The sequence below is a fragment of the Rhizorhabdus sp. genome, from assembly GCF_018006725.1.
Taxonomy (GTDB): domain Bacteria; phylum Pseudomonadota; class Alphaproteobacteria; order Sphingomonadales; family Sphingomonadaceae; genus Rhizorhabdus.
The window spans coordinates 1-20,297 of sequence record NZ_JAGMXV010000040.1; the positions used below are offsets into that span (position 1 = coordinate 1).

At 65.9% G+C, this 20,297-nt stretch carries 21 protein-coding genes; 8 read left to right on the plus strand and 13 right to left on the minus strand.

The features are described 5' to 3' along the window. On the minus strand, positions 1 to 1,971 hold a 1,971-nt coding region (locus tag KAY22_RS08220; RefSeq protein WP_296622109.1), incomplete at its 3' end, for an indolepyruvate ferredoxin oxidoreductase family protein. A 74-nt stretch (positions 1,972 to 2,045) separates the two neighbouring features. Here KAY22_RS08220 and KAY22_RS08225 point away from each other — a divergent pair. The 6 genes from KAY22_RS08225 (at position 2,046) to KAY22_RS08250 (ending at position 9,133) form a co-directional block, all read left to right on the plus strand. Beyond that, positions 2,046 to 3,236 carry an alpha-hydroxy acid oxidase gene (locus KAY22_RS08225; protein ID WP_296622112.1) on the plus strand — a complete coding sequence of 397 codons (1,191 nt, stop codon included), beginning with the start codon at positions 2,046 to 2,048 and terminating at the stop codon, positions 3,234 to 3,236. Beyond that, positions 3,233 to 3,952 carry a Crp/Fnr family transcriptional regulator gene (locus tag KAY22_RS08230; RefSeq protein WP_296622114.1) on the plus strand — a complete coding sequence of 240 codons (720 nt, stop codon included), beginning with the start codon at positions 3,233 to 3,235 and terminating at the stop codon, positions 3,950 to 3,952. Before KAY22_RS08225 ends, KAY22_RS08230 begins: the two co-directional genes overlap by 4 nt. Beyond that, entirely contained in the window at positions 3,952 to 4,734 is a 783-nt protein-coding gene (locus tag KAY22_RS08235) for an SDR family oxidoreductase (protein WP_296622118.1), read from the plus strand. Before KAY22_RS08230 ends, KAY22_RS08235 begins: the two co-directional genes overlap by 1 nt. A gap of 131 nt (positions 4,735 to 4,865) precedes the next feature. Next, positions 4,866 to 6,815, plus strand: coding sequence for an NAD(P)/FAD-dependent oxidoreductase (locus KAY22_RS08240; protein WP_296622120.1), 1,950 nt, complete (start codon positions 4,866 to 4,868; stop codon positions 6,813 to 6,815). 69 nt (positions 6,816 to 6,884) lie between these two features. After that, positions 6,885 to 8,117 (plus strand): cytochrome P450, encoded by a 1,233-nt coding sequence (locus KAY22_RS08245; protein ID WP_296622122.1) that lies wholly within the window; start codon positions 6,885 to 6,887, stop codon positions 8,115 to 8,117. After that, positions 8,111 to 9,133 (plus strand): NADPH:quinone oxidoreductase family protein, encoded by a 1,023-nt coding sequence (locus KAY22_RS08250; RefSeq protein WP_296622123.1) that lies wholly within the window; start codon positions 8,111 to 8,113, stop codon positions 9,131 to 9,133. Before KAY22_RS08245 ends, KAY22_RS08250 begins: the two co-directional genes overlap by 7 nt. 1 nt (position 9,134) lies before the next feature. Here KAY22_RS08250 and KAY22_RS08255 read toward each other — a convergent pair whose 3' ends face one another. The 5 genes from KAY22_RS08255 to KAY22_RS08275 all read right to left on the minus strand — a co-directional run bounded on the left by KAY22_RS08255 (position 9,135) and on the right by KAY22_RS08275 (position 12,857). Next, positions 9,135 to 10,382, minus strand: a complete 1,248-nt coding sequence (locus KAY22_RS08255) for a bifunctional alpha/beta hydrolase/OsmC family protein (RefSeq protein ID WP_296622125.1) — start codon at positions 10,380 to 10,382, stop codon at positions 9,135 to 9,137. A gap of 25 nt (positions 10,383 to 10,407) precedes the next feature. Next, a complete protein-coding gene (locus tag KAY22_RS08260; RefSeq protein ID WP_296622127.1) occupies positions 10,408 to 10,791 on the minus strand; it encodes an OsmC family protein in 384 nt (127 codons plus the stop codon). 14 nt (positions 10,792 to 10,805) lie between these two features. Further along, the gene (locus KAY22_RS08265; protein WP_296622129.1) at positions 10,806 to 11,726 is read right to left on the minus strand and encodes a pirin family protein; all 921 of its coding nucleotides are present in this window, start codon (positions 11,724 to 11,726) and stop codon (positions 10,806 to 10,808) included. Between the two features lie 91 nt (positions 11,727 to 11,817). After that, positions 11,818 to 12,516 carry a pirin family protein gene (locus tag KAY22_RS08270; protein ID WP_296622131.1) on the minus strand — a complete coding sequence of 233 codons (699 nt, stop codon included), beginning with the start codon at positions 12,514 to 12,516 and terminating at the stop codon, positions 11,818 to 11,820. A 35-nt stretch (positions 12,517 to 12,551) separates the two neighbouring features. Next, positions 12,552 to 12,857: a hypothetical protein gene (locus KAY22_RS08275; protein ID WP_296622133.1), complete on the minus strand. Its 306-nt coding sequence runs from the start codon at positions 12,855 to 12,857 to the stop codon at positions 12,552 to 12,554. 92 nt (positions 12,858 to 12,949) lie between these two features. Here KAY22_RS08275 and KAY22_RS08280 point away from each other — a divergent pair, with 92 nt between their 5' ends. Next, on the plus strand, positions 12,950 to 13,879 hold the full coding sequence (locus tag KAY22_RS08280) for a LysR family transcriptional regulator (RefSeq protein ID WP_296622135.1): 930 nt from the start codon (positions 12,950 to 12,952) through the stop codon (positions 13,877 to 13,879). Between the two features lie 105 nt (positions 13,880 to 13,984). Then, positions 13,985 to 14,989, plus strand: a complete 1,005-nt coding sequence (locus tag KAY22_RS08285; RefSeq protein WP_296622137.1) for a hypothetical protein — start codon at positions 13,985 to 13,987, stop codon at positions 14,987 to 14,989. A gap of 6 nt (positions 14,990 to 14,995) precedes the next feature. Here the strand turns inward: KAY22_RS08285 and KAY22_RS08290 are convergent, their stop codons facing one another. The 7 genes from KAY22_RS08290 to KAY22_RS08320 form a co-directional block, all read right to left on the minus strand. Continuing rightward, complete coding sequence (locus KAY22_RS08290) at positions 14,996 to 15,634, minus strand: YqaA family protein (RefSeq protein ID WP_296622138.1); 639 nt, start codon at positions 15,632 to 15,634, stop codon at positions 14,996 to 14,998. Between the two features lie 72 nt (positions 15,635 to 15,706). Beyond that, the gene (locus tag KAY22_RS08295) at positions 15,707 to 15,847 is read right to left on the minus strand and encodes a hypothetical protein (protein ID WP_296622140.1); all 141 of its coding nucleotides are present in this window, start codon (positions 15,845 to 15,847) and stop codon (positions 15,707 to 15,709) included. 69 nt (positions 15,848 to 15,916) lie between these two features. Continuing rightward, entirely contained in the window at positions 15,917 to 17,839 is a 1,923-nt protein-coding gene (locus KAY22_RS08300) for an amidohydrolase (RefSeq protein ID WP_296622141.1), read from the minus strand. Further along, positions 17,836 to 18,063, minus strand: a complete 228-nt coding sequence (locus tag KAY22_RS08305) for a DUF1427 family protein (RefSeq protein ID WP_296622143.1) — start codon at positions 18,061 to 18,063, stop codon at positions 17,836 to 17,838. Before KAY22_RS08305 ends, KAY22_RS08300 begins: the two co-directional genes overlap by 4 nt. A 23-nt stretch (positions 18,064 to 18,086) precedes the next feature. Next, positions 18,087 to 18,923, minus strand: a complete 837-nt coding sequence (locus KAY22_RS08310) for an alpha/beta hydrolase (RefSeq protein WP_296622145.1) — start codon at positions 18,921 to 18,923, stop codon at positions 18,087 to 18,089. Between the two features lie 70 nt (positions 18,924 to 18,993). Further along, positions 18,994 to 19,653, minus strand: a complete 660-nt coding sequence (locus KAY22_RS08315) for a hydrolase (protein ID WP_296622147.1) — start codon at positions 19,651 to 19,653, stop codon at positions 18,994 to 18,996. Positions 19,654 to 19,778: 125 nt separating this feature from the next. Further along, positions 19,779 to 20,231 carry an Lrp/AsnC family transcriptional regulator gene (locus KAY22_RS08320; protein WP_296622149.1) on the minus strand — a complete coding sequence of 151 codons (453 nt, stop codon included), beginning with the start codon at positions 20,229 to 20,231 and terminating at the stop codon, positions 19,779 to 19,781. Between the last annotated feature and the right edge of the window lie 66 nt (positions 20,232 to 20,297).

Genomic DNA, 20,297 nt, shown 5'->3' on the forward strand with positions numbered 1-20,297 from the left:
GCTATAATCCTTGTTGCAGCTCGACTGGTCGATCGCCCGCTTGGTGCCCAGCGCGGTCTCGCGCGGCACGATGCTCACGCAGGTCGACTGGACCGAACAGTCGCCGCAGCCCTCGCAGACCTCGGGCGCGATGAACATGCGCTTGGCCGGATCGACCATTGTCCCGCGCTTGCGGCGGCGGCGCTTCTCGGCGGCGCAGGTCTGCTCATAGATCAGGACCGAACAGCCTTTCCCCTCGCGCAGGCGTCGCTGGACCGTGTCGAGCTCGTCGCGGTGGCCGATCGTCACGCCGTCCGGAAAGCCGCGATCGGCCCGGTGGTGGTCGGGATTGTCGCTGAGCACGACGATCTCCGCCACGCCCTCGGCGCGCACCTGCTGGGCGATCTCGGCGACCGACAGCGGCCCGTCGACGGGCTGCCCGCCGGTCATCGCCACGGCGTCGTTGTAGAGGATCTTGTAGGTGATGTTCGCGCCCGAGGCGACGGCGGCGCGGATCGCGAGCAGCCCGGAATGATAATAGGTGCCGTCGCCCATATTCTGGAACATGTGCGGCGTGTCGGTGAAGGGCGCGAGGCCCAGCCAGTTGCTGCCTTCGCCACCCATCTGCGTCGGCAGCAGTGCTTCGTCGGGCCGGACGAAATTGGCCATGGTGTGGCAACCGATGCCGGTCATGCTGAGGCTGCCCTCGGGAATCCGGGTCGACCGGCTGTGCGGGCAGCCCGAGCAGAAATAGGGGCTGCGGCGGAGATCGGCGTTCGCCGCCACAGCGGGCGCGGACGGAGCGGGGACGTTCGTCAGACCCGCCAGCCGCGCGATGACCCGCGCGATCTCGCCCGGATCCAGCGGCTGGGTCGAGGAGAGGAGCGTCCGGCCCCGTTCGTCGCGCTTTCCGATCAGGGTTGGAGCGGTGGGACGATTGACGAGGGCGGCCGCAAGCTGCTGTTCGACGAAGCTCTTCTTCTCCTCGACCACGAACAGCGTCTCATGACCGTCGGCGAAGGCTGCCAAGCTTTCTCCGTCGAGCGGCCAGATACAGCCGACCTTGTACAGCGATAGCCCGGCAGCGGCGGCGGCCTCTTCGTCGAGACCGAGCAGGTCGAGCGCCTGGCGTACGTCCGTATAGCTCTTGCCGGCTGCGACGATCGCTACGCGGGGGCGGTCGGCGCGGAAGATGGCCTTGTCGATCGCATTGGCGCGAACATAGGACAGAACCGCCGGCAGGCGATGCTCGACGACGATCTGTTCGGCGCGAAGCGGATTGAATGGGCGACGCCCGGCATGCAGGCCCTCGGGCAGCGCGTTCTCGACGGACGGCATATTGGGCTGGAAGGAGGCCAGGTCGACATCGACCGTCGCGGTCTGCTCGACCACTTCGTTGACGCACTTCACCGCGACCCACGACCCGCTATGCCGCGACAGGGCGACGGCGTGTAGCCCGAAATGCTCGATCTCTCCGGCATGCGCCGGATAGAGGATCGGCACCAGGCAGGCCGCTATGGACTGTTCGCTCTGAAAGGCGACGGTCGACGACTTGCCGGCATGGTCGTCGCCATAGAAAAGCACCACTCCGCCCTTCGCATGGGCGCCGGCATAATTGCCGTGCCGGATCGCGTCGAGCGAGCGGTCGACGCCCGGTCCCTTGCCGTACCAGGCGGCGAACACCCCGTCATATCGCGCGCCGGGGATCTGGTCGATCTGCTGCGTCCCGGCGACGGCTGTTGCGGCAAGATCCTCGTTCACGCCCGGCTGGAAGCGCACATCTAGGCTGTCGAGCCGTTTGCCGATCGACCAGAGCATGGTGTCGACATTGCCGAGCGGCGAGCCGCGATAGCCCGAGACATAGCCGGCGGTGCGCAGGCCGTCGCGGCGGTCGAGCCAGGCCTGTCCGATCAGCACGCGACCGATCGCCTGCGTGCCGCTGACGAGGATGCGACCGCTGCGCACCTCCCATTTGTCGTCCAGGCCGATCATCGCACATCACTCCCATCGATGCCGGCAGCTAATATCAGCTTAACGATCGCAAGATTGTCGCATATGCGACAGTGTTGGAAGCCGTAGCCTTCTATCATCCGGTGGAAAGGGAGGAGGTCGAACTGGCGCAGGATCATAATATCGCGGCGCTGCGCCGGCGGGCATCGCGACGCCTGCCTGGCCCGATCTTCGACTATATCGACGGCGGCGCGGAGGACGAACTGGCGCTGCGCGAGGCGGTCGAGGCCTTTGACCGTGCACGGCTGATGCCGCGGATGATGGTCGACGTTTCGACACTCGACACGAGTACCACGCTGTTCGGTCGGACGATCCCGCTACCGCTGATGCTCGCGCCGACCGGGCTGACCCGCCTGTTCCATCCCGAGGCCGAGCAGGCCGTGGCGCGTGCCGCCGATGCTGTCGGCTTGCCTTATTGCCTGTCGACGCTGGGCACGACGACGATCGAGGAACTGGCCAATCCCGCCGGGGCGCCGCGCCTGTTCCAGATCTATATCTTTCGTGATCGCGGGCTGACGGAGGAGTTCATCGAGCGGGCCAGGGCGGCGGGCTATGACGGCCTCGTCCTGACGGTCGATACGCTGGTCGCCGGCAAGCGCGAGCGCGACATCGTCAACGGACTGGCCCTCCCGCCGAAGCTGACGCCGAGGAGCTTTCTGAGCTTCGCCTCGAAGCCGCGCTGGTCCTTGCCCGCGCTGTTCGGGCGGAAGTTCGATTTCGTCAACGTCGCCCATCGGGTCGAAACGATGAGCGATCAGCCCGTATCGCTCGCGGCCTATGTCAATGGACAGTTCGACCGGTCGCTGACCTGGCGCGACCTCGAATGGCTCGCCGCGAAATGGGGCGGGCCGCTGGCGGTGAAGGGGATCGTGCGACCGGACGACGCTCTGGCGGCGCTCGACAGCGGGGCGGACACGATCATGGTCTCGAACCATGGTGGCCGGCAACTGGGGACGGCGGTGGCACCGTTCGACGCGATTGCCTCGATTGCCGATACGATCGGCGGGCGCGGGACGATCATCTGCGATGGCGGCATCCGGCGCGGCGCGCATGTGGCCAAAGCGCTGGCGGCGGGGGCGCAGGCCTGTTCGATCGGGCGCGCCTATCTCTATGGCCTCGCTGCCGATGGCGAGCGCGGCGTGGCCCGTGCGATCGATATCCTGCGCGAGGAACTGGAGCGGACCATGATCCTGGCGGGCGTCTCGTCCTGCGCCGGCTTTGACCGCAGCCTGCTGGCAGCGGCATGAGCGCCACCTTCGACTTCACCCAATGGCTCGACGCGGATGCGCGTGCGGCGCTGTCGGCAGCCGCGCGGAGCCGCCGTCTGCCGGCAGGTGCCACCATCTATGCGCAGGGTGATGCAGGGGACGAGATGTACCGGATCGTCAGCGGGGTGGTGCGCCTGTCGGTGATGCAGCGCGACGGGCGCGAACTGCTCTACCAGCTGTTTCAGCCGGGCGACAGTTTCGGGACCAGCACGATCGTCGACGAAGAGCCGAGGCCGCAGACCGCCGAGGCCTATGAGGATGTCGAACTGGAGGTCTGGTCGCGCCGGACCCTCGATGGATTGCGGCGAGCGCATCCGTCGCTCAACGACGCGCTCCTGCGCCTGCTGTCGCGCCACATGCGGCTGCTGAGCGACTATTTTGCGGGCTTCGCCTTCGATGAGCTGTCCTGCCGTCTGGCGCAGCGGATCGTCGGCGCAATCGACATGTTCGGAGTAGCGGTGCCCGGCGGCCACGGCTTTTCGCGTGCGATCAGCCAGGGCGAACTGGCGCTGATGGTCGGCGGCACGCGCCAGTCGGTCAACCGCGTGCTGCGCGATTTCAAGCGGGAGAAACTGGTCGTGACGCGCGGCAACGCGCTGGTCGTGACCGATCTGCCGGCGATGCGCCGCATCGCCGCGCAAGGGTGGAAGCTGCGGCGCTTCGACGATGCCGCCGACGAAGGGAAAGACGACTGATGGCAGGGGACGACGTGGTGACAGGCATGTTCGGGGAACGGCCGCTGGCCGGCAAGACGGCGCTGGTCACAGGCGCTTCGGCGGGCTTGGGCCGGCATTTCGCAAAGCTGCTCGCGCGGACGGGTGCGAACCTGATCATCGCAGCGCGCCGCGCCGACCGGCTGGACGCGACCCGCGCCGAGATCGAGGGGGCGGGCGGCGCGTGCCGCTGCATCACCATCGACCTGACCGACATGGAAGCGATCGCCGGTCTGGAAGGCGAACTCGGCGCGGTGGACGTGCTCGTCAACAATGCCGGCGCGTCGCGGGCGGCGATGGCTCTCAAGGTGCGCGAGGCCGACTGGGACGTCGCGCTCGATACCAATCTCAAGGGCCTCTTCTTCCTCTCCCAGGCCTTTGCCCGCGCACGCAAGGCAGAAGGGAAAGCGGGGGCGATCGTCAACATCGCGTCGATCACGGGCTTGCGCCAGGGCGTCGGCCTGCTCCCCTATCATGTGTCCAAGGCGGGGGTGATCCAGCTGACCAAGACGCTGGCGCTCGAACTGGCGCCGGCCGGCATCAGGGTGAATGCCATCGCGCCGGGCTCCTTTCCGACCGAGATTACCGCCGGCTTCTGGGAATCCCCTGCTGGCCAGACGATGATGGCGCGTATTCCGCAGGGGCGGCTGGGCGAGTTCGCCGATCTTGACGGGCCGATGCTGCTGCTCGCGTCGGACGCATCGCGCTACATGACCGGATCGGTGATCGTGGTCGACGGCGGCCACAGCATAAGCGGTCTTTAAGGGTGGACCTGGTTCGTGAAAGATTGACTCGGGATACTGATGGGTAGATATATATTATCTCTGGTATGGTTCCGCTGGAGGGGGCGGATTTCTTGGACCCCGCGCAGGGTCGCGGGCATGGAGACAAGACGTTGAGCAACAGCACCGCACGCCCGATTTCCCCCGACATGGTCGACCGCGATCTCCTTCGCCGCGGCGTCGACGAAGCCAATATCCCGGCGCTGCTGATGTGCCTGGTCCAGCTGACCGGCGACGAGAAATGGCTCGCCAAGCCCTTTGCCCCCAATCGCGGCAAGGGCCTCGACGACAATGACAGCGGCGGTCTTTCGGACGAGATCCAGCGCGAGATCCGCGATGCCGCCTTCGCCGCGATCTCGGCGTGGGTCGACGGCCAGCCGCTGGCGGTCGCGCGCCCGGCCAATGCCGATCTGGCACGGATGCTGAGCGTCGCCATGACCGAAGAGGTTCCTGCCGAATATGGCGACGTCGTCGCGTCCTCACTGGGCTTCGATCCGGCCCCGTCGCCGGTTTCGTCCAGCCGCCCGCTGCAGGCGATCATCATCGGCGGCGGCATTTCGGGCATGGCGGCAGCGATGCAATTGCAGCAGCGCGGGATCGCCTATCGCATCTTCGAGAAAAACGAGGATTTCGGCGGCACCTGGTGGGAGAACCGCTATCCGGGCTGCGGCGTCGACACGCCCAACCTCACCTACACCTTCGCCTGCCGCCCCAATGACTGGAGCAAATATTTTCCGCTCCAGGAAGAGATCGAGGCTTATCTGCTCGATACGGCGAAGTCGTTCAATCTCTACGAGAATGTCAGCTTCTCGACGATGGTCCAGAAGGCCGAATGGCAGGCCGAGGCAAACCGCTGGCGGGTCGTCGCGCGCGGCCCGGACGGCGTCGAGCAGGAGCATTTCGCCGATATCGTCCTGAGCGCGGTCGGCATCCTCAACATGCCGCTGATCCCCCAGATCAAGGGGCTCGAGACCTTCACCGGTCGGGTGGTCCATACCTGCCAGTGGCCCGACGACCTCGACCTCAAGGGCAAGCGCGTCGCGGTCGTGGGCAATGGCGCCTCGGCGATGCAGGTCGTCCCCGCGATCGCCGACGAAGTCGCCGAGATGACGATCTTCGCGCGCTCCAAGCAATGGGCGGCACCTTTCCCGCAGTTCCGGAAGCCCGTGCCCGATGGCGTCCGCTATCTGATGAGGGTCTTCCCGCTCTATCGCGGCTGGGTCGAGCAGCGCCTGTCCTGGACGTTCAACGACCGGGTCCACGGCACGCTGTTCCGCGATCCGAACTGGCCGGCGCCCGAGCGCGCGGTCAACGCGATCAACGACGGCCACCGCGAGTTCTTCACCCGCTATGTCCGGCAGCAGCTGGAAGGGCGCGAGGACCTGATATCGATGGTCCTGCCGGACTATCCGCCCTTCGCGAAGCGGATGCTGCTCGACAATGGCTGGTATCGCACGCTGCTCAAGCCGCATGTCGAGCTGATCCCCGAGCGCCTCGCCGAGGTGAAGGGCGGTACGCTGGTCGCGAGCGGCGGCAAGGAGGTCGAGGTCGACGTGCTGATCCTCGCCACCGGTTACCAGGCATCGAACGTGCTCGGCTCCTATGACGTTATCGGGCGCGAGGGCCGCGTGCTGCGCGACTATTGGGACGGCGACAACGCCGCCGCCTATCTGGGAACGCTGGTTCCCGGCTTCCCCAATTTCTTCATCCTGCTCGGGCCCAATGTCGGCTCGGGCCATGGCGGCAGCATGATCCGCAACATCGAGAACCAGGCCCATTATGCGATGAGCCTGATCGAGACGATGGTGGAAAAGGGCGCCAGCGCGGTCGAGGTGCGCGAGGACGTCTATCGGGATTATGTCGGCCGGCTGGACGCGGCGCATGAGAAGCTCGTCTGGACCCATCCGGGCACCGAGAACTGGTACCGCAATTCGCGCGGCCGGGTCGTGGCGATCACGCCGTGGCGCAACGATGCCTTCTGGCGAATGACGCGCAAGGCGAAGGTCGAGGACCTGCTCCTCGACGGTGCCGGCGCGAAGGCGGACGCAGAACTGACCGCCTGACCGCGCAGCAGCGCGGCGGGCGGGGGCCGGCAACGACCGGCCCGCGAGAGGATGACCGAGGAGGAGCATGTGGAGGCAGTCGCCGTCGTCGAACCGTTCGATCCGTCCCTTCCGGAGCTGATCACCGACCCCTATCCGATCTTCGCGGAGATCCGTGAGAAGGACCCGTTCCACTGGTCGAAATTCGGCTATTGGGTGGTCTCGCGCTACGATCATGTGCGCGAGGTGCTGATGAACCGGAAGGATTTCGGCACCGGCGATTTCATCGCGAACCTCAAGCTCTTCTACGGCCCCGATTTCGACCCGATGGCCAACTCGGCCTATCGCTGGCTGTTCGAGGTCTTCATCATGCAGGACCCGCCCCAGCATACCCGGACCCGCGGGCTGGTGACGGGGTCGCTGACGGCAAAGCGGGTGCGCGCGATGGAGCCTCGCATCCGCGAAATCTGTGCCGAACTGACCGACGCCTTCGTCAGTGAGGGCCATGCCGATCTGATGACGCAGTTCGCCTATAAGCTGCCGGTCATGGTCATCTGCGACCTGATGGGGATCGACTATGGCGCGCCCGCGATGGATCGGCTGATGGCGGCGATCCCGGAGGCTTTCGTCGCGTTCGAGGCGCGCAAGCTGACCGAGGCGGAACTCGCGACTGCCAACCGCGCGATCGACGATCTCGAAAGCTTCTTCCTCGCCGAATTCGAGGACCGGCTGGCCAATCCGCGCGACGACCTGCTGACCGCGCTCGCACAGACGGGGACCATGCCCGACGGCCTGTCGATGCATGAGGCGACGACGGTCGCGATCGCGCTGTTCGGCGCCGGGTTCGAGACGACGGCGAACATCATCGGCAACGGCCTCTACCGGCTGCATTGTCATCCTGACCAGTGGCAGCGCCTGGTCGACGCACCGGCCGCGCTCGCCGCCTCTACCAATGAGGAGGCGCTGCGCTACGAAAGCTCGCTGGTAGCGGCCTATCGTACAGCGCTGAACGACACCGTGATCGACGGCCATCCGGTCGCCAAGGGCCAGCGCGTCCTGACCCTCGTCGGCGCCGCCAATCGCGACGGCCGCAAATTCCCAGACCCCGACCGGTTCGACATCGGGCGGGGGGCTTCGGACCATATGTCCTTCGGCGGCGGCATCCATTTCTGCGTGGGTGCCGAACTCGCGCGGATCGAGGCGCGGGTCGCCTTCGAACATATGGCGACGGTGCTGCCGACCATGCGCGTCGACCTGTCCTCGGCCGAATGGCGCGACAATTTCCTGTTCCGGGGCCTGCTGCGCCTGCACGCCACATGGTGATCCCGCAGATGATGCGGGCGCTGGCCGGCGACAGCCTTGATGGGCCCGAGGTCTTTTCGCTGCGAACGCTGCCGGTGCCGCAGCCCGGCGCGGGGGAGGTGCTGGTCGAGGTCGAGGCGGTGAGCTTCGGCTATGTCGACGGCCTGATCGCGCGCGGTCTTTATCAGCTGAAACCCCCGGTGCCTTATGTCCCGGGCGCGGAAATCGTCGGTCGGGTGGTTTCTATCGGGAGCGACGTTATCAACCATGCCGTCGGCGACCGGGTTGCCACCTGGCAGCTGGCGCGGGGTGGCGGCACGGCTGACTATGCGCTGCTCGATGCAGGCTGGACCGTGGCGGTTCCCGAGGGACTCGATGCCGCCGGGGTGGCCGGCATGATGCTCGACTATCTGACTGCGCATTATGCGCTGTTCGATCGCGGCGGACTGCAGCCGGGCGAGGGAGTGCTGGTACTCGGTGCGGCCGGCGGCGTGGGTTCGGCGGCGGTACGGATCGCGGCGGGAGCCGGGGCGATCGTCGTCGCGGGTGCATCGACCGCCGCGAAGCGCAAGGCGGCGCTGGACGCCGGGGCCTCGGCCGCGATCGACTACCTCGCCGAGGATTGGCGCGACGCTCTCCGCGCGGCGCATCCGGCATCCGGCATCGCGATGGTCGTCGATACCGTGGGCGGATCGACCTTCGAGGGGGCGTTCCGCTCGCTCGCCAAGGGGGGGCGCCATATGGTGCTGGGCTTCGCGGGCGGCGATATACCGCGGTTGCCGGCAAACCTGCCGCTGCTCAAGAGCGGCGCCCTCATCGGCGTCGACGCGCGCCATCTGGTCGAGAGCGACATCGAACGCGCGAAGCAGATTTGGGATGAACTGCTGGCACGGATCGCAGCGGGTCAACTCGCGCTCCCCACTGTGCATGCCTTCCCGCTCGATCGGTCGGGTGAGGCGCTGTCGGCGCTGCTCGATCGCGAGAAGCCCGGCAAGATCGTGGTGAGACATGCAGGCGGGGCGCCGGAAACCGTGTAGTTCAGCCGTCGACCAGCCGCGTCGCCGCCTCCATATGGGCGTCGATCGGGTCGGTCGCGGCGGGAGGCGCGCCCGCGCTGGTCGTGACCGCAGCCGCGCTTTCGAGGGTCCGGTGTACGGGGCAGCGATCGGCGATCTCGAGCATGCGTGCGCGTTGCTCGTCGTCCAGCGCACCCTCGATCTCGATCCGCCGGGCAAAGAGGTCAGCCGGCACTTCGCCTTTGCGCTTCTGGTGGCCGACTGCTGTGCGGATGCGCGCGACGGGCCAGCCTTTCTGGTTGGCATAAAGGCGCAGCGTCATCGTGGTGCAGGCGGCGAGGCCGGCTGAAAGCAGGTCATAAGGCGTGGGTCCCGAACCGAGCCCGCCGACGCTTTCGGGTTCGTCGGCGAGGAAACGGGTGCCGCCGGCCTGGATCGCCACCTGAAAGCGGCCCGCGCCCGTCTCCTCCGCCACGACATCGGCTGCGCCACTGTCGCGCGTCCGTTCGGGCGCAGGCAGATAGGGGGCGGCCCAGGCTGCGATCATCGCCGCGACATGCTCGGCTTGGCCTTCACCGCTCAGCATATGATCGGCCTTGTCGAGCGACACATAGCTTTTGGGATGGCGCGCCGCGAGGAAGATGCGGGTCGCATTCTCCACGTCGACGACCTGATCGAACGGCGCGTGGAGGACGAGCAGCGGCCTGTGCAGGGCGCCGATGCGTGCACCCTGATCCTGATGGCGGAGTTCGTCGAGGAAGCGCTTGCCGAAGCGGAAGGACCGGCCGGCCAGGGTGACGTCGCCGACGCCATCGCGTTCGATCGCGGACAGGCTGTCTTCCCCGAAGTGGTGCAGCACATGCGCCGCGTCGAACGGGGCGGCAATGGTGGCGACCGCTTTGATCGAGGGCATGTCGCCCGCCGCCGCCAGCGCCGCTGCGCCGCCGAAGCTGTGGCCGACCAGCAGCGCGGGCGCGCGCGCCGCCGCCGCCATCGCGGCCGCGGCCGCAACGATGTCCCGGGCATCGTCGGCGAAGCTGCTCTCTGCGAGCGAGCCGCCACTCTCGCCGATGCCGGCAAAGTCGAAGCGGAGCGTGCCGATGCCCTGTGCCGCGAGCGCGCGAGCGACGCGGACGGCGACGAGCTGATCCTTGCCGCAGGTGAAGCAATGCGCGACGATCGCCCATCCGCGCACCGGCCCCGCCGGCACTTCCAGACGCCCCGCTATCGGCGCGCGGGTTCCGGGAAAGTCGAAGACCTCGGTCGGCATGGTCGTTCCTTGTCGGGTCGGAAGATCAGATCAGGGTGGTGGCGATCGGGAGACCCGCCTTTAGCGTCAGCGTGACCGGGGTTCGCTCCGCGATATCGGCGAGGCGCGCGGCCTGCTCTGCATTTAGGCCCAGGGGGTGCACCGTCCGGGCGATAGACCGCGCTTCGGGCGGGCCGGACAGCGTCAGGTCGATGTCGAGCCGTTCGAGCGGCCAGCCCTTCTTCTCGGCATATATGCGCAGCGTGATCGCAGTGCAGGCACCGAGCGACGCGAGCAGCAGATCGAAGGGTGCGGGGCCGCTATCGGCACCACCCAGCGCTGCTGGCTCGTCGGCAGTCAGGGCGTGACCGCCGGCGACGATGCTGGTCCGATAGCGATCCGGTCCGATGGTGGCGGTGGCGTGGGCCATGATGTCCTCGCAGTTCACGGATAGCGGACGGACTTGGGCTCCTCCGGCAGGGGAATAAATTCCTGCTCGTCGGGCACGGGGGCGAAGCGGCGCTCGCGCCAGTCTTCCTTGGCCTGTTCGATGCGGTCGCGCGAGGAGGAAACAAAATTCCAGTAGATATTGCGCCCCTCGGGGAAAGGCTCGCCGCCGATCAGCATCAGCCGGGCGGCGCCCTTCGCCTTGAGCACGATCTCCGCACCGGGCTTGAAGACGACCAGTTCGCCGGCCGCGAAGGCGCCGGTCTGCCCGGCGACCTCGACCGATCCTTCCACCACATAGACGGCCCGTTCGACATGCTCGGCCTTCAGCTGGTAGCGGGCGCCGTCGATCAGGACGATGTCGGCATAGACCATGTCCGAATAGGCCTTCACCGGCGAGCGCAGGCCGTCCGAGGAGCCGACGATCAGCGTCAGCTTTGTACCGTCGGCATCGATCGTCGGGATTTCCGACGCCTTGTGGTGAACGAAGGCAGGATCGATCTCCTCTTTGTCGGTCGGCAGCGCGACCCAAGTCTGCAGGCCAAAAAGCGTGCTGCCCGCCGGGCGCAGCGCGTCGGGCGTGCGCTCGGAATGGACGATGCCCGACCCGGCGGTCATCCAGTTGACCTCTCCGGGACGGATCGGCTGGACGCTGCCCACCGAATCGCGGTGCATGATCTCGCCGTCGAGCAGATAGGTGATGGTGGCGAGGCCGATATGCGGATGCGGGCGCACGTCGAGGCCTTCGCCGCCGCGAAAGGTCACGGCGCCCATCTGGTCGAAGAAGATGAAGGGGCCGACCATCCGCCGGTGCGGCGAGGGCAGGGCGCGCCGCACCTCGAAGCCTTCGCCCAGGTCGCGAACCGGGGGCAGGATCACCATGTCGACGCCGTCGACCTCGCTGCTGCGCATGCTCATCTGTGTCTTCCTCAAATCTGTCGGTGGGGAGGCGGGCCGGTGCGGACGCTATCTTGTCCGCCACCCGACCCGCCGGTTCAAGGCTGATGCGTCAGGCGGCATCGACCAGGACGACCTCGCTGTCCTCCAGCGCGGTAATCCGGACGACGTCCAGATCGCGGATCGCCGCGCCGTCGCGGGCGTCGATCCGCTCGCCGTCGATCTCTATCGCGCCGGTGGCGGGTACGAGATAGGCGAAGCGACCCGCCCCCAGCGGATAGTCGGCGGTCTCGCCGGCCCGCAGAGTGGCGCCCACCACCCGCGCATCGGCGCGGATCGGCAGGGCGTCCTCGTCTCCGGCAATGCCGCTGGCGAGGGTCACGAACTGGCCGGCGCGGTCGTCCTTGGGAAAGGGCTTGGCGCCCCAGCTGGGCTGGCCACCGCGCTGCGAAGGCTGGATCCAGATCTGGAAGATGCGCGTGGTGACGTCCTCCAGATTATATTCCGAATGCTGGATGCCGCTGCCGGCCGACATCACCTGCACGTCGCCTGCCTCGGTGCGGCCGCGATTGCCCAGATTGTCCTGGTGGGAGAACGCGCCTTCCCGGACATAGGTGATGATTTCCATGTCGCGATGAGGATGCGGCGGGAAGCCAGTGCGCGGCGCGATCGTGTCGTCGTTCCAGACCCGCAGGTCGCCCCAGTTCATCCGGGTTTCGTCATGATAGCCGGCGAAGGAGAAGTGGTGCTTCGCGTCGAGCCAGCCGTGGTTGGCGCCGCCGAGGGTGGAACAGCGTCGAATGTCGATCATGTCTCGTCTCCAATGTGCAGTATAGGCCTTTGGTTTCAGGCCGAAATCAGGGTGAGGGCGTCGACCTGCGCGCGGCTGAAGCCGAGGCTCAGCAGTTCGGGCACCAGTCGTTCGTCGGCACGGCGGGTACGCCGCACGGTGCAGACGAAGCGGCGCAGAGCATCGGCGCGTGGATCGAGTGCCGGCAGTTTCGAAGGGTGGCCGGCGACCCGATCGAGGGCGCTGCGCAGAAGCGAACGCTTGCGGGGGACCGAGCGATAGGCTTCGGCCTCCTCATAGGCGCTGGCGACCGCCTTCCACTCGGTGCGGCTCAATTCGGGGGCGGTGGTGGTGGTCGTCATGTCGTCCTCCTTTCCTCTTGAGGACGGTCTAGGCGCGCTCGACTTATCCGGTCAGATGGATAAAATCGGTCGAAACGTTCTAGGAAATTGAAATGTCAAACCCGGGCATGCCGACCTTCGACCAGCTCAGAATCTTCCTGGCGGTGGTCGAGACGGGGAGTTTCGCGGCGGCCGGACGCAAGCTCAACCGGGCAGTCTCCGTCATCAGCTACGGGATCGGCAATCTCGAGGCGCAGCTGGGTCTAACGCTGTTCGATCGGGAAGGGACGCGCAAGCCGGTGCTGACCACGGCGGGCCGCGCGGTTCTGGCCGAGGCACGCATGGTGTCGCAGGGGATCGACGGCTTGCGCGCCAAGGTGAAGGGGCTGCTCGACGGGCTGGAGGCGGAAGTCGATCTGGCGGTGGACGTGATGCTGCCGGCCGAGCGGCTGGGGCAGGTCCTGCGCACCTTCGCCGAGCGCTTCCCGACCGTGTCGCTGCGGCTGCATGTCGAAGCGCTGGGTGCTGTGACCGCAATGGTGCTCGACCGGGTGGCGACGATCGGCATTTCGGGGCCGCTTGCCTCGGGGGTCAGCGGGATCGAGCTCATCTCTGCGGGCTCGGTGCCGATGGTGCCGGTCGCCGCGCCAGACCACCCGCTCGGTCGTACCGTGAAAATCCCGCCCGGCATGGGCCGCGAGCATGTCCAGATCGTGCTGACCGACCGCTCGCGTTTCACCGATGGGCAGGATTATTCGGTGCTGAGCCACCGCACCTGGCATCTGGCCGATCTCGGCGCGAAGCATCAATTGCTGCGGCAGGGCATCGGCTGGGGCAATATGCCGCTGCCGATGATCGAGCCCGACCTCGTCGCCGGCACGCTCGTCCGCCTGCACATGCCCGATCACATCGGCGGCACCTACCGATTCAACGGGATCTGGCGCAGCGACACGCCGCCGGGGCCGGCGGGCTCCTGGCTGCTCGACCAGTTCGTCATGCTCGGGGCTGATGATGCGGAGGAGGACGGCTTCGGCGATATCTGACGGGTGACATTTGATTGCCAACTGCCCGCCGCGATTGCTCCTGAAGTGAAAGCCGTTACGGCGCGGAAACGGGACGGGCGTTGGTCGTCCCACGGGGGAGCGTCAATGACGAATGACAGTCTAATCGATCTTTTCTATCCGGCCTGGAGTACCGGTCTCGAACATTGCGCGCAGGTGATCCAGGCCGCGATCCGGAAGATATCCGGCGGCCGGATAGAGGTCCGGCCGACGCGCGGGCGACCGTCACTCTATCGGGAAGAGAAGCGCGGCGATCCGCCGCCGGACTATCTTCGCACGACCGGCCGGGTTGCCATTTTCCTCGAGCGGGTTTTCGAGCGGCCCTTCCTCGAAAATTACAAGTCGCGCATATTGCTGCCCAATCCAGAATGGTTCCTGCCGGAGGATGTCGAGTCAGCGGGTCGCATGGTCGACGCGGTTTTCCACCGGAGCCGCTTCTCCTGCGAGCATCTGGCTCCGCATCTGCCCAATGCTCGCCATCATCATGTCGGCTTCACCTCCCGGGATCCTGGGCTGCGGGTAAGCGGCTACCGGACCTATGCGCATTTTCGGGGAAAGGCCACGACCCGACACAGCCAGTTGCTGATCGATCTGTGGGCGAAGCGCGCCGATTTGCCGCGCCTTTCGCTGCAAGCCTATGGACAGGACATCGGCCTGAACACCCGCCGATGGATCGAGGACGGCAATCTGCGCCTGTTCCTCGGCTTTTTCCCCCAGCACGAAACCTATTTCCGCGAACTCGCGGCGAGCGGAATCCACCTCTGTACGTCTGCGGTCGAAGGCTTCGGCCATTACATCAACGAGAGCCGGGCGATGGGCGCGCTGGTCGTGACGCTCGACGCGCCGCCGATGAATGAACTGATCCGGCCTGATTTCGGCATTTTGGTGCCCACTGTCGACAGTGCGCCGGTGCACATGGGCGTGCGCCACGATACGACCATCGATCTGATCGAAGCGGCGATCGACCAAGTGCAGAGTCTGTCACATGCGCGAAGGGCCGAAATGGGCGCCAACGCCCGCGAGGCATTCGAGCAGGATCAGAAGCTGATGCTCGCGCGTCTTACCGAGGCGCTGGCAAAAGAGTGGAACTGATCCGCTTCAGTCGGGATGCACTTCCTGTGCCGCCGCGCATTTCTCGTTGGTTTGTTGGGAGCCGCCCCCGACCAGCGTGACCGCCAGAAAACCGGCCACGACCAATATCGCAAAGGCCGCCGTCACCTTGCCGAGGTGGCGATCGATCACCGCCTTGATCGGCGCGCCGAACAGGCGGAACAGGACACCCACGATCATGAAGCTGATCGAGCGCGACACGATCGAAGCGCCGATGAAGACGAGCAGGTTCATGCCGATGAAGCCGGCGGTGATCGTCAGCAGCTTGAACGGGATCGGGGTCGCCCCCTTCACGATGATGATCTCGGCGCCATAGTCGCGCAGATAGCAGGCGGCCTTGGGGAAGCTCTCGGCCAGCCCAAGGGCGCGCAGCAGCGCTTCGCCGAACGCTTCGTAGACGAAATGCCCGATCGCATAGCCGAGCAGGCCGCCGGCTACCGACGCGAGCGTTGCCACCGCCGCAAAGCGGATCGCCTTCTTCGGCTCGGCCAGGCACATCAGACCGAGCAGCGGGTGGGGCGGGACCGGGAAGAAGCTCGCCTCCATGAAGGCGAAGGCCGCCAGCCACCATTCGGCATGGCGGTGCGCAGCCTTTGCCATGGTCCAGTCGTACAGGCGACGCAGCATTCAAATCCCCCAAGCGTTTCGCCGCCTGATAGAGGCTGACCGCGCCGGGTGGAAGCGCGATGCTCGCCAGGTCTATTCGGCAGCAGCCGATGCGCCCGGATGGGCGTCGAACAGCGTCGCCGGCTGGGCGCCGAAATGCGCCTGTTGCGCCACCGCGCCCGGCCAATCGAGCACGGCGTCGACCAGCCGCGGATTGTAGAGAAATTGGGCCATTATATTTCTATTTATTACAGCTGGATGGATAAGAAAGCTCAGAACAAGACTGAGCCCGTTGATGTGCGCTCAGACCGCCCAGCAGCCGCAACCGAGGCTGCCCCAGAAGCTCTGGACGTCCGCCGCAGGTACGCTCGCTCCGAGGGCCGAGGCGTGGTCATGGCCATGGACCGAGCAGGACGACGTGCAACCGCAGGCGGATGCCAGCTTGGCGCGTGTTTCGGGTGCTCGCCAGAAGCCGCCGAATGTGGCGACGGGCGACCAGTCGGGCATGGCGCGGGGCAAAGGCGGAGCGAGATCGGCGAAGTCGCCTTCGCCGTGTACGACCTTTCCACCCAGCATCGTCATCACCGAGCGCAGTCCGACGATTTCATCTTCCGCTACGGAGAAATAGTCGTCGGACAGGAGGACGAGATCGGCCAGCTGGCCGGCCTTGATCTGCCCCTTCTTGCCCTGCTCGTTCGAGAACCAGGTGTTGGCCTCGGTCCACAGGCGCAGCGCCGTCTCGCGGTCGAGCCGGTTGGCGACCGGATAGAGCCGCAGGCCACCGACGGTCTTCGACGTCACCAGCCATGACAGCGAAACCCAGGGATTGTAGCTGGCGACGCGGGTCGCGTCGGTTCCGGCGCCAACTGGCAGGCCGGCTGCCATCATGCGCTTGATCGGCGGGGTCCGCTCGGCCGCCTTGGCGCCATAGCGTTCGACGAAATATTCTCCCTGATAGGCCATGCGGTGCTGGACGGCGATGCCACCGCCAAGAGCCGCGATCCGGTCGATGTTGCGCTCGCTGATCGTCTCGGCATGGTCGAAGAACCAGTTGAGCCCCTTGAGCGGAATGTCACGGTCGACCTTCTCGAACACGTCGAGCGCGCGGCTGATCGTCTCGTCATAGGTGGCGTGGAGCCGCCACGGCCAGCGTCGCTCGGCGAGCAGGCGGATCACCGGCTCGAGATCCGCTTCCATGTTCGGTGGCATGTCGGGGCGGGCGACGCGGAAATCCTCGAAGTCGGCGGCCGAATAGACCAGCATCTCGCCTGCGCCGTTGTGCCGATAGCTGTCGTCGCCGTCCCCGGGCTTTACCTTGGTCGACCAGGTGGCGAAGTCCTTGAGCTCTTCCTTCGGCTTCTGCGTGAACAGATTATAGGCGATGCGAAGCGTCAGCTCGCCGTCCTTGTGCAGCTTTTCGATGATCTCATAATCATCGGGATAATTCTGATAGCCGCCGCCGGCATCGATCACGCTGGTGACGCCCAGACTGTTCAACTCGCGCATGAAATGCTTCGTCGAGTTGAGCTGATATTCTGGGGGGAGTTTCGGCCCTTTGGCCAGGGTGGCATAGAGGATCGTCGCATTGGGCTGCGCCAGCAGCAGGCCGGTCGGGTTGCCCTGAGCGTCGCGAACGATCTCGCCGCCCGGTGGATTGGGCGTGTCCTTGGTATAGCCCACGACGCGGAGCGCGGCGGCGTTGAGCAGGGCGCGGTCGTAGAGGTGCAGAATGAAGACCGGGGTGTCGGGGGCTGCGGCGTTGATCTCGTCGATCGTGGGTAGCCGCTTCTCGGCGAACTGATGTTCGGTGAAGCCGCCGACGACGCGCACCCATTGTGGCGGCGGCGTATTCTCAGCTTGCTTCTTGAGCATCGCCATTGCGTCGGCGAGCGTCGGGACGCCTTCCCAGCGCAACTCCATATTATAGTTGAGACCGCCCCGGATGACATGGATGTGGCTGTCTATCAGGCCGGGAACCAGGCGCCGGCCGCGGGCATCGATGATCTTCGCTCCTGGGGCTGCGGCGCGAACTTCCGCCTCGCTGCCGACCGCCAGGAACTTGCCGTCGCGCATGGCGACGGCTTCGGCCGCCGGATTGGTGCGGTCCAGCGTGGCGATCCGCGCGTTGGTGACGATGATGTCCTGGCTGGTCATGGCGAAGGCTTCCCTTGAAGTCGTGGCGAGGGCGGCTGCTCCGGCGAGCGCCTGGCGGCGGGTGATGGTCATGCGTTGCGCTTTCCGGTGTCTTCGGCGTCGGTCTGGCCGATCACGATGTTGTGTTCGGGGCTGGCGATCAGCTTTTTGGCGGCCGGCAGCATCTGTTCGCCCAGAAGTATGCCGAGCAAGCCGACCAGCGCGACGGCCGGAGGGGCAGGGGAACGGACGCCGATCAGGCTGTAGAGCAGGCCCGCGAGCAACCCGGCGCCCATCGAGAGCAGATAGATCTTCATGGCGTCCGTTCCTTTCGCTTCGATCAGGCCTGGATGAAGGCGAGGATGCCGGCGTTCAGCGCGTCGGCGTTCACCGTCAGCATGCCGTGCGAATAGCCCTCGTAGATCTTGAGCGTCGCATCGGGCAGCAGTTCGGCCTGGAGGACAGCGGCATTCTTGTATGGGACGACCTGATCGTCATCGCCATGCAACACCAGCGTCGGCACGGTGATCGCCTTCAGATCGTCGGTCTGGTCGGTCTCCGAGAAGGCCTTGATCCCTTCATAATGGGCCAGCGCGCTGCCCATCATGCCCTGCCGCCACCAATTGTCGACGATTGCCGACTTAACGTCGGCGCCATCGCGGTTGAAGCCGTAGAAGGGCCCGGCGGCGACGTCGCGGAAGAATTGCGAGCGGTTGGCGGCGAGTCCGGCGCGCAGCCCGTCGAACACCTCGATCGGCAAACCGCCTGGATAACGCTCGGTCTGCACCATGATCGGGGGGATCGCGCTGACCAGCACGGCCTTGGCGACGCGGCCCTTGGGTAGGCCGTGGCGGGCGACATAGGCTGCGACTTCGCCGCCGCCGGTCGAATGGCCGATGTGGACGGCGTTGCGCAGGTCGAGATGCTCGGCGACTGCCGCCGCGTCGGCGGCATAATGGGCGATGTCGTGGCCGAAATCGACCTGGGCGGAGCGGCCATGGCCGCGGCGGTCATGGGCGACGACGCGAAAGCCCTTCGACAGGAAGAACAGCATCTGTGCGTCCCAGTCGTCGGAGGACAGCGGCCAACCATGGTGGAACATGATCGGCTGGGCGTCCTTGGGGCCCCAGTCCTTGTAGAAGATCTCGACGCCGTCCTGAGTGGTGACATAGCTCATGGTGAATTCCTTCGATGATGGGGTGTGTCATTGTCTGTCGCGGCCGCTTTGGCCGCGGCAGGATGCGAGGTCAGTGTGAACCTTCCGAGGCGTCGAACATAGCCTTGGCGTAGGTGATACCGAGCCCGTAGGCGCCGCCCCATTTGCGGGCGATGCCGGTGGTCATGTCGTAGGTTTCCGAGCGGGCCCAATCGCGCTGCAGTTCGAGCAGATATTGCAGCGAGGTGATCGGGCGGGCACCGGCCTGGATCATCCGCTCGACGGCGCGCTCATGCGCCTCCTCGGAGATGTCGCCGCTCGCGTCGGTGATGACATAGACCTCGAAGCCCTGGTCAATCGCGGAGAGGACCGGGCCGACGATGCAGACCGAGGTCCACAGACCTGCGAACACCAGACGCTCCTTGCCGATGCGGTTCACTTCCTCGATCACGCCTGGATCTTCCCAGGTGTTCATCGACGTGCGGTCGAGCAGCTTCTGCCCGGGAAAGGCGTCGGTGATCTCGGCGAACATCGGGCCGGAAAAGCTCTTCTCGGCGACCGTGGTCAGGATGGTCGGGACGTTGAAGCCGGCGGCGGCATTGGCCACCAGAGCGGCGTTGTTGCGCAGAAGCTCCGGGGCGATCGACTTGGTGGCGAAGGCCATCTGTGACTGGAAGTCGATCAGGATCAGGCTGTGGTCGGTCGGCGACAGCAGGGTCTTTCCGGCGGTCGGCGTGGCGGTGATGGTCATGTCTAGGCTCCCTCGATTAAATCCGTTCGCCCGTCCGTCGGGCTGAAAACAGGTCTAAGGGAGTCGCTGCTTCCGATGCAGACGTATAAAATTGTCCGAACTATTCTATTTTATGGAAAAGCGGATCAGAGCGGAAGGGCCGTCGAATATTTGATCTGCTCCATCGCGAAGGATGAGGTGACGTCGCGCAGCGGCACCGAGCGGATGATCCGTTTGTAGATGCGGTCATAATCATCGATGTCGGCGCAGACGATCTTGAGCAGATAGTCGGTCTCGCCGCTCATGCGGTAAAATTCGGTGACCTCGGGAATCTCCGCGATCGAGCGCGCGAATAGCGACAGCCACTCCTCACTATGCTCGTTCGCGCGGACGCCGACGAACACGACCGTCTTCAGGCCGATCTTTGCCGGATCGAGCAGGGTGACGCGGCCCCGGATGTAGCCTTCGCGTTCGAGCCGTTTGACTCGCTTCCAGCAGGGGGTTTGCGACAGCCCTGACGCTTCGGCCAGCGCCGCCAGCGACAATGTTGCGTCCTTCTGCAGATGAGTCAGGATTCGCCGGTCGGTGGTATCCAGCATCAATATTCTCCGCAGGCGGTTCTACAGAGAACTATATGTTCGCATCTTCCTAGATCATAGGCAGAG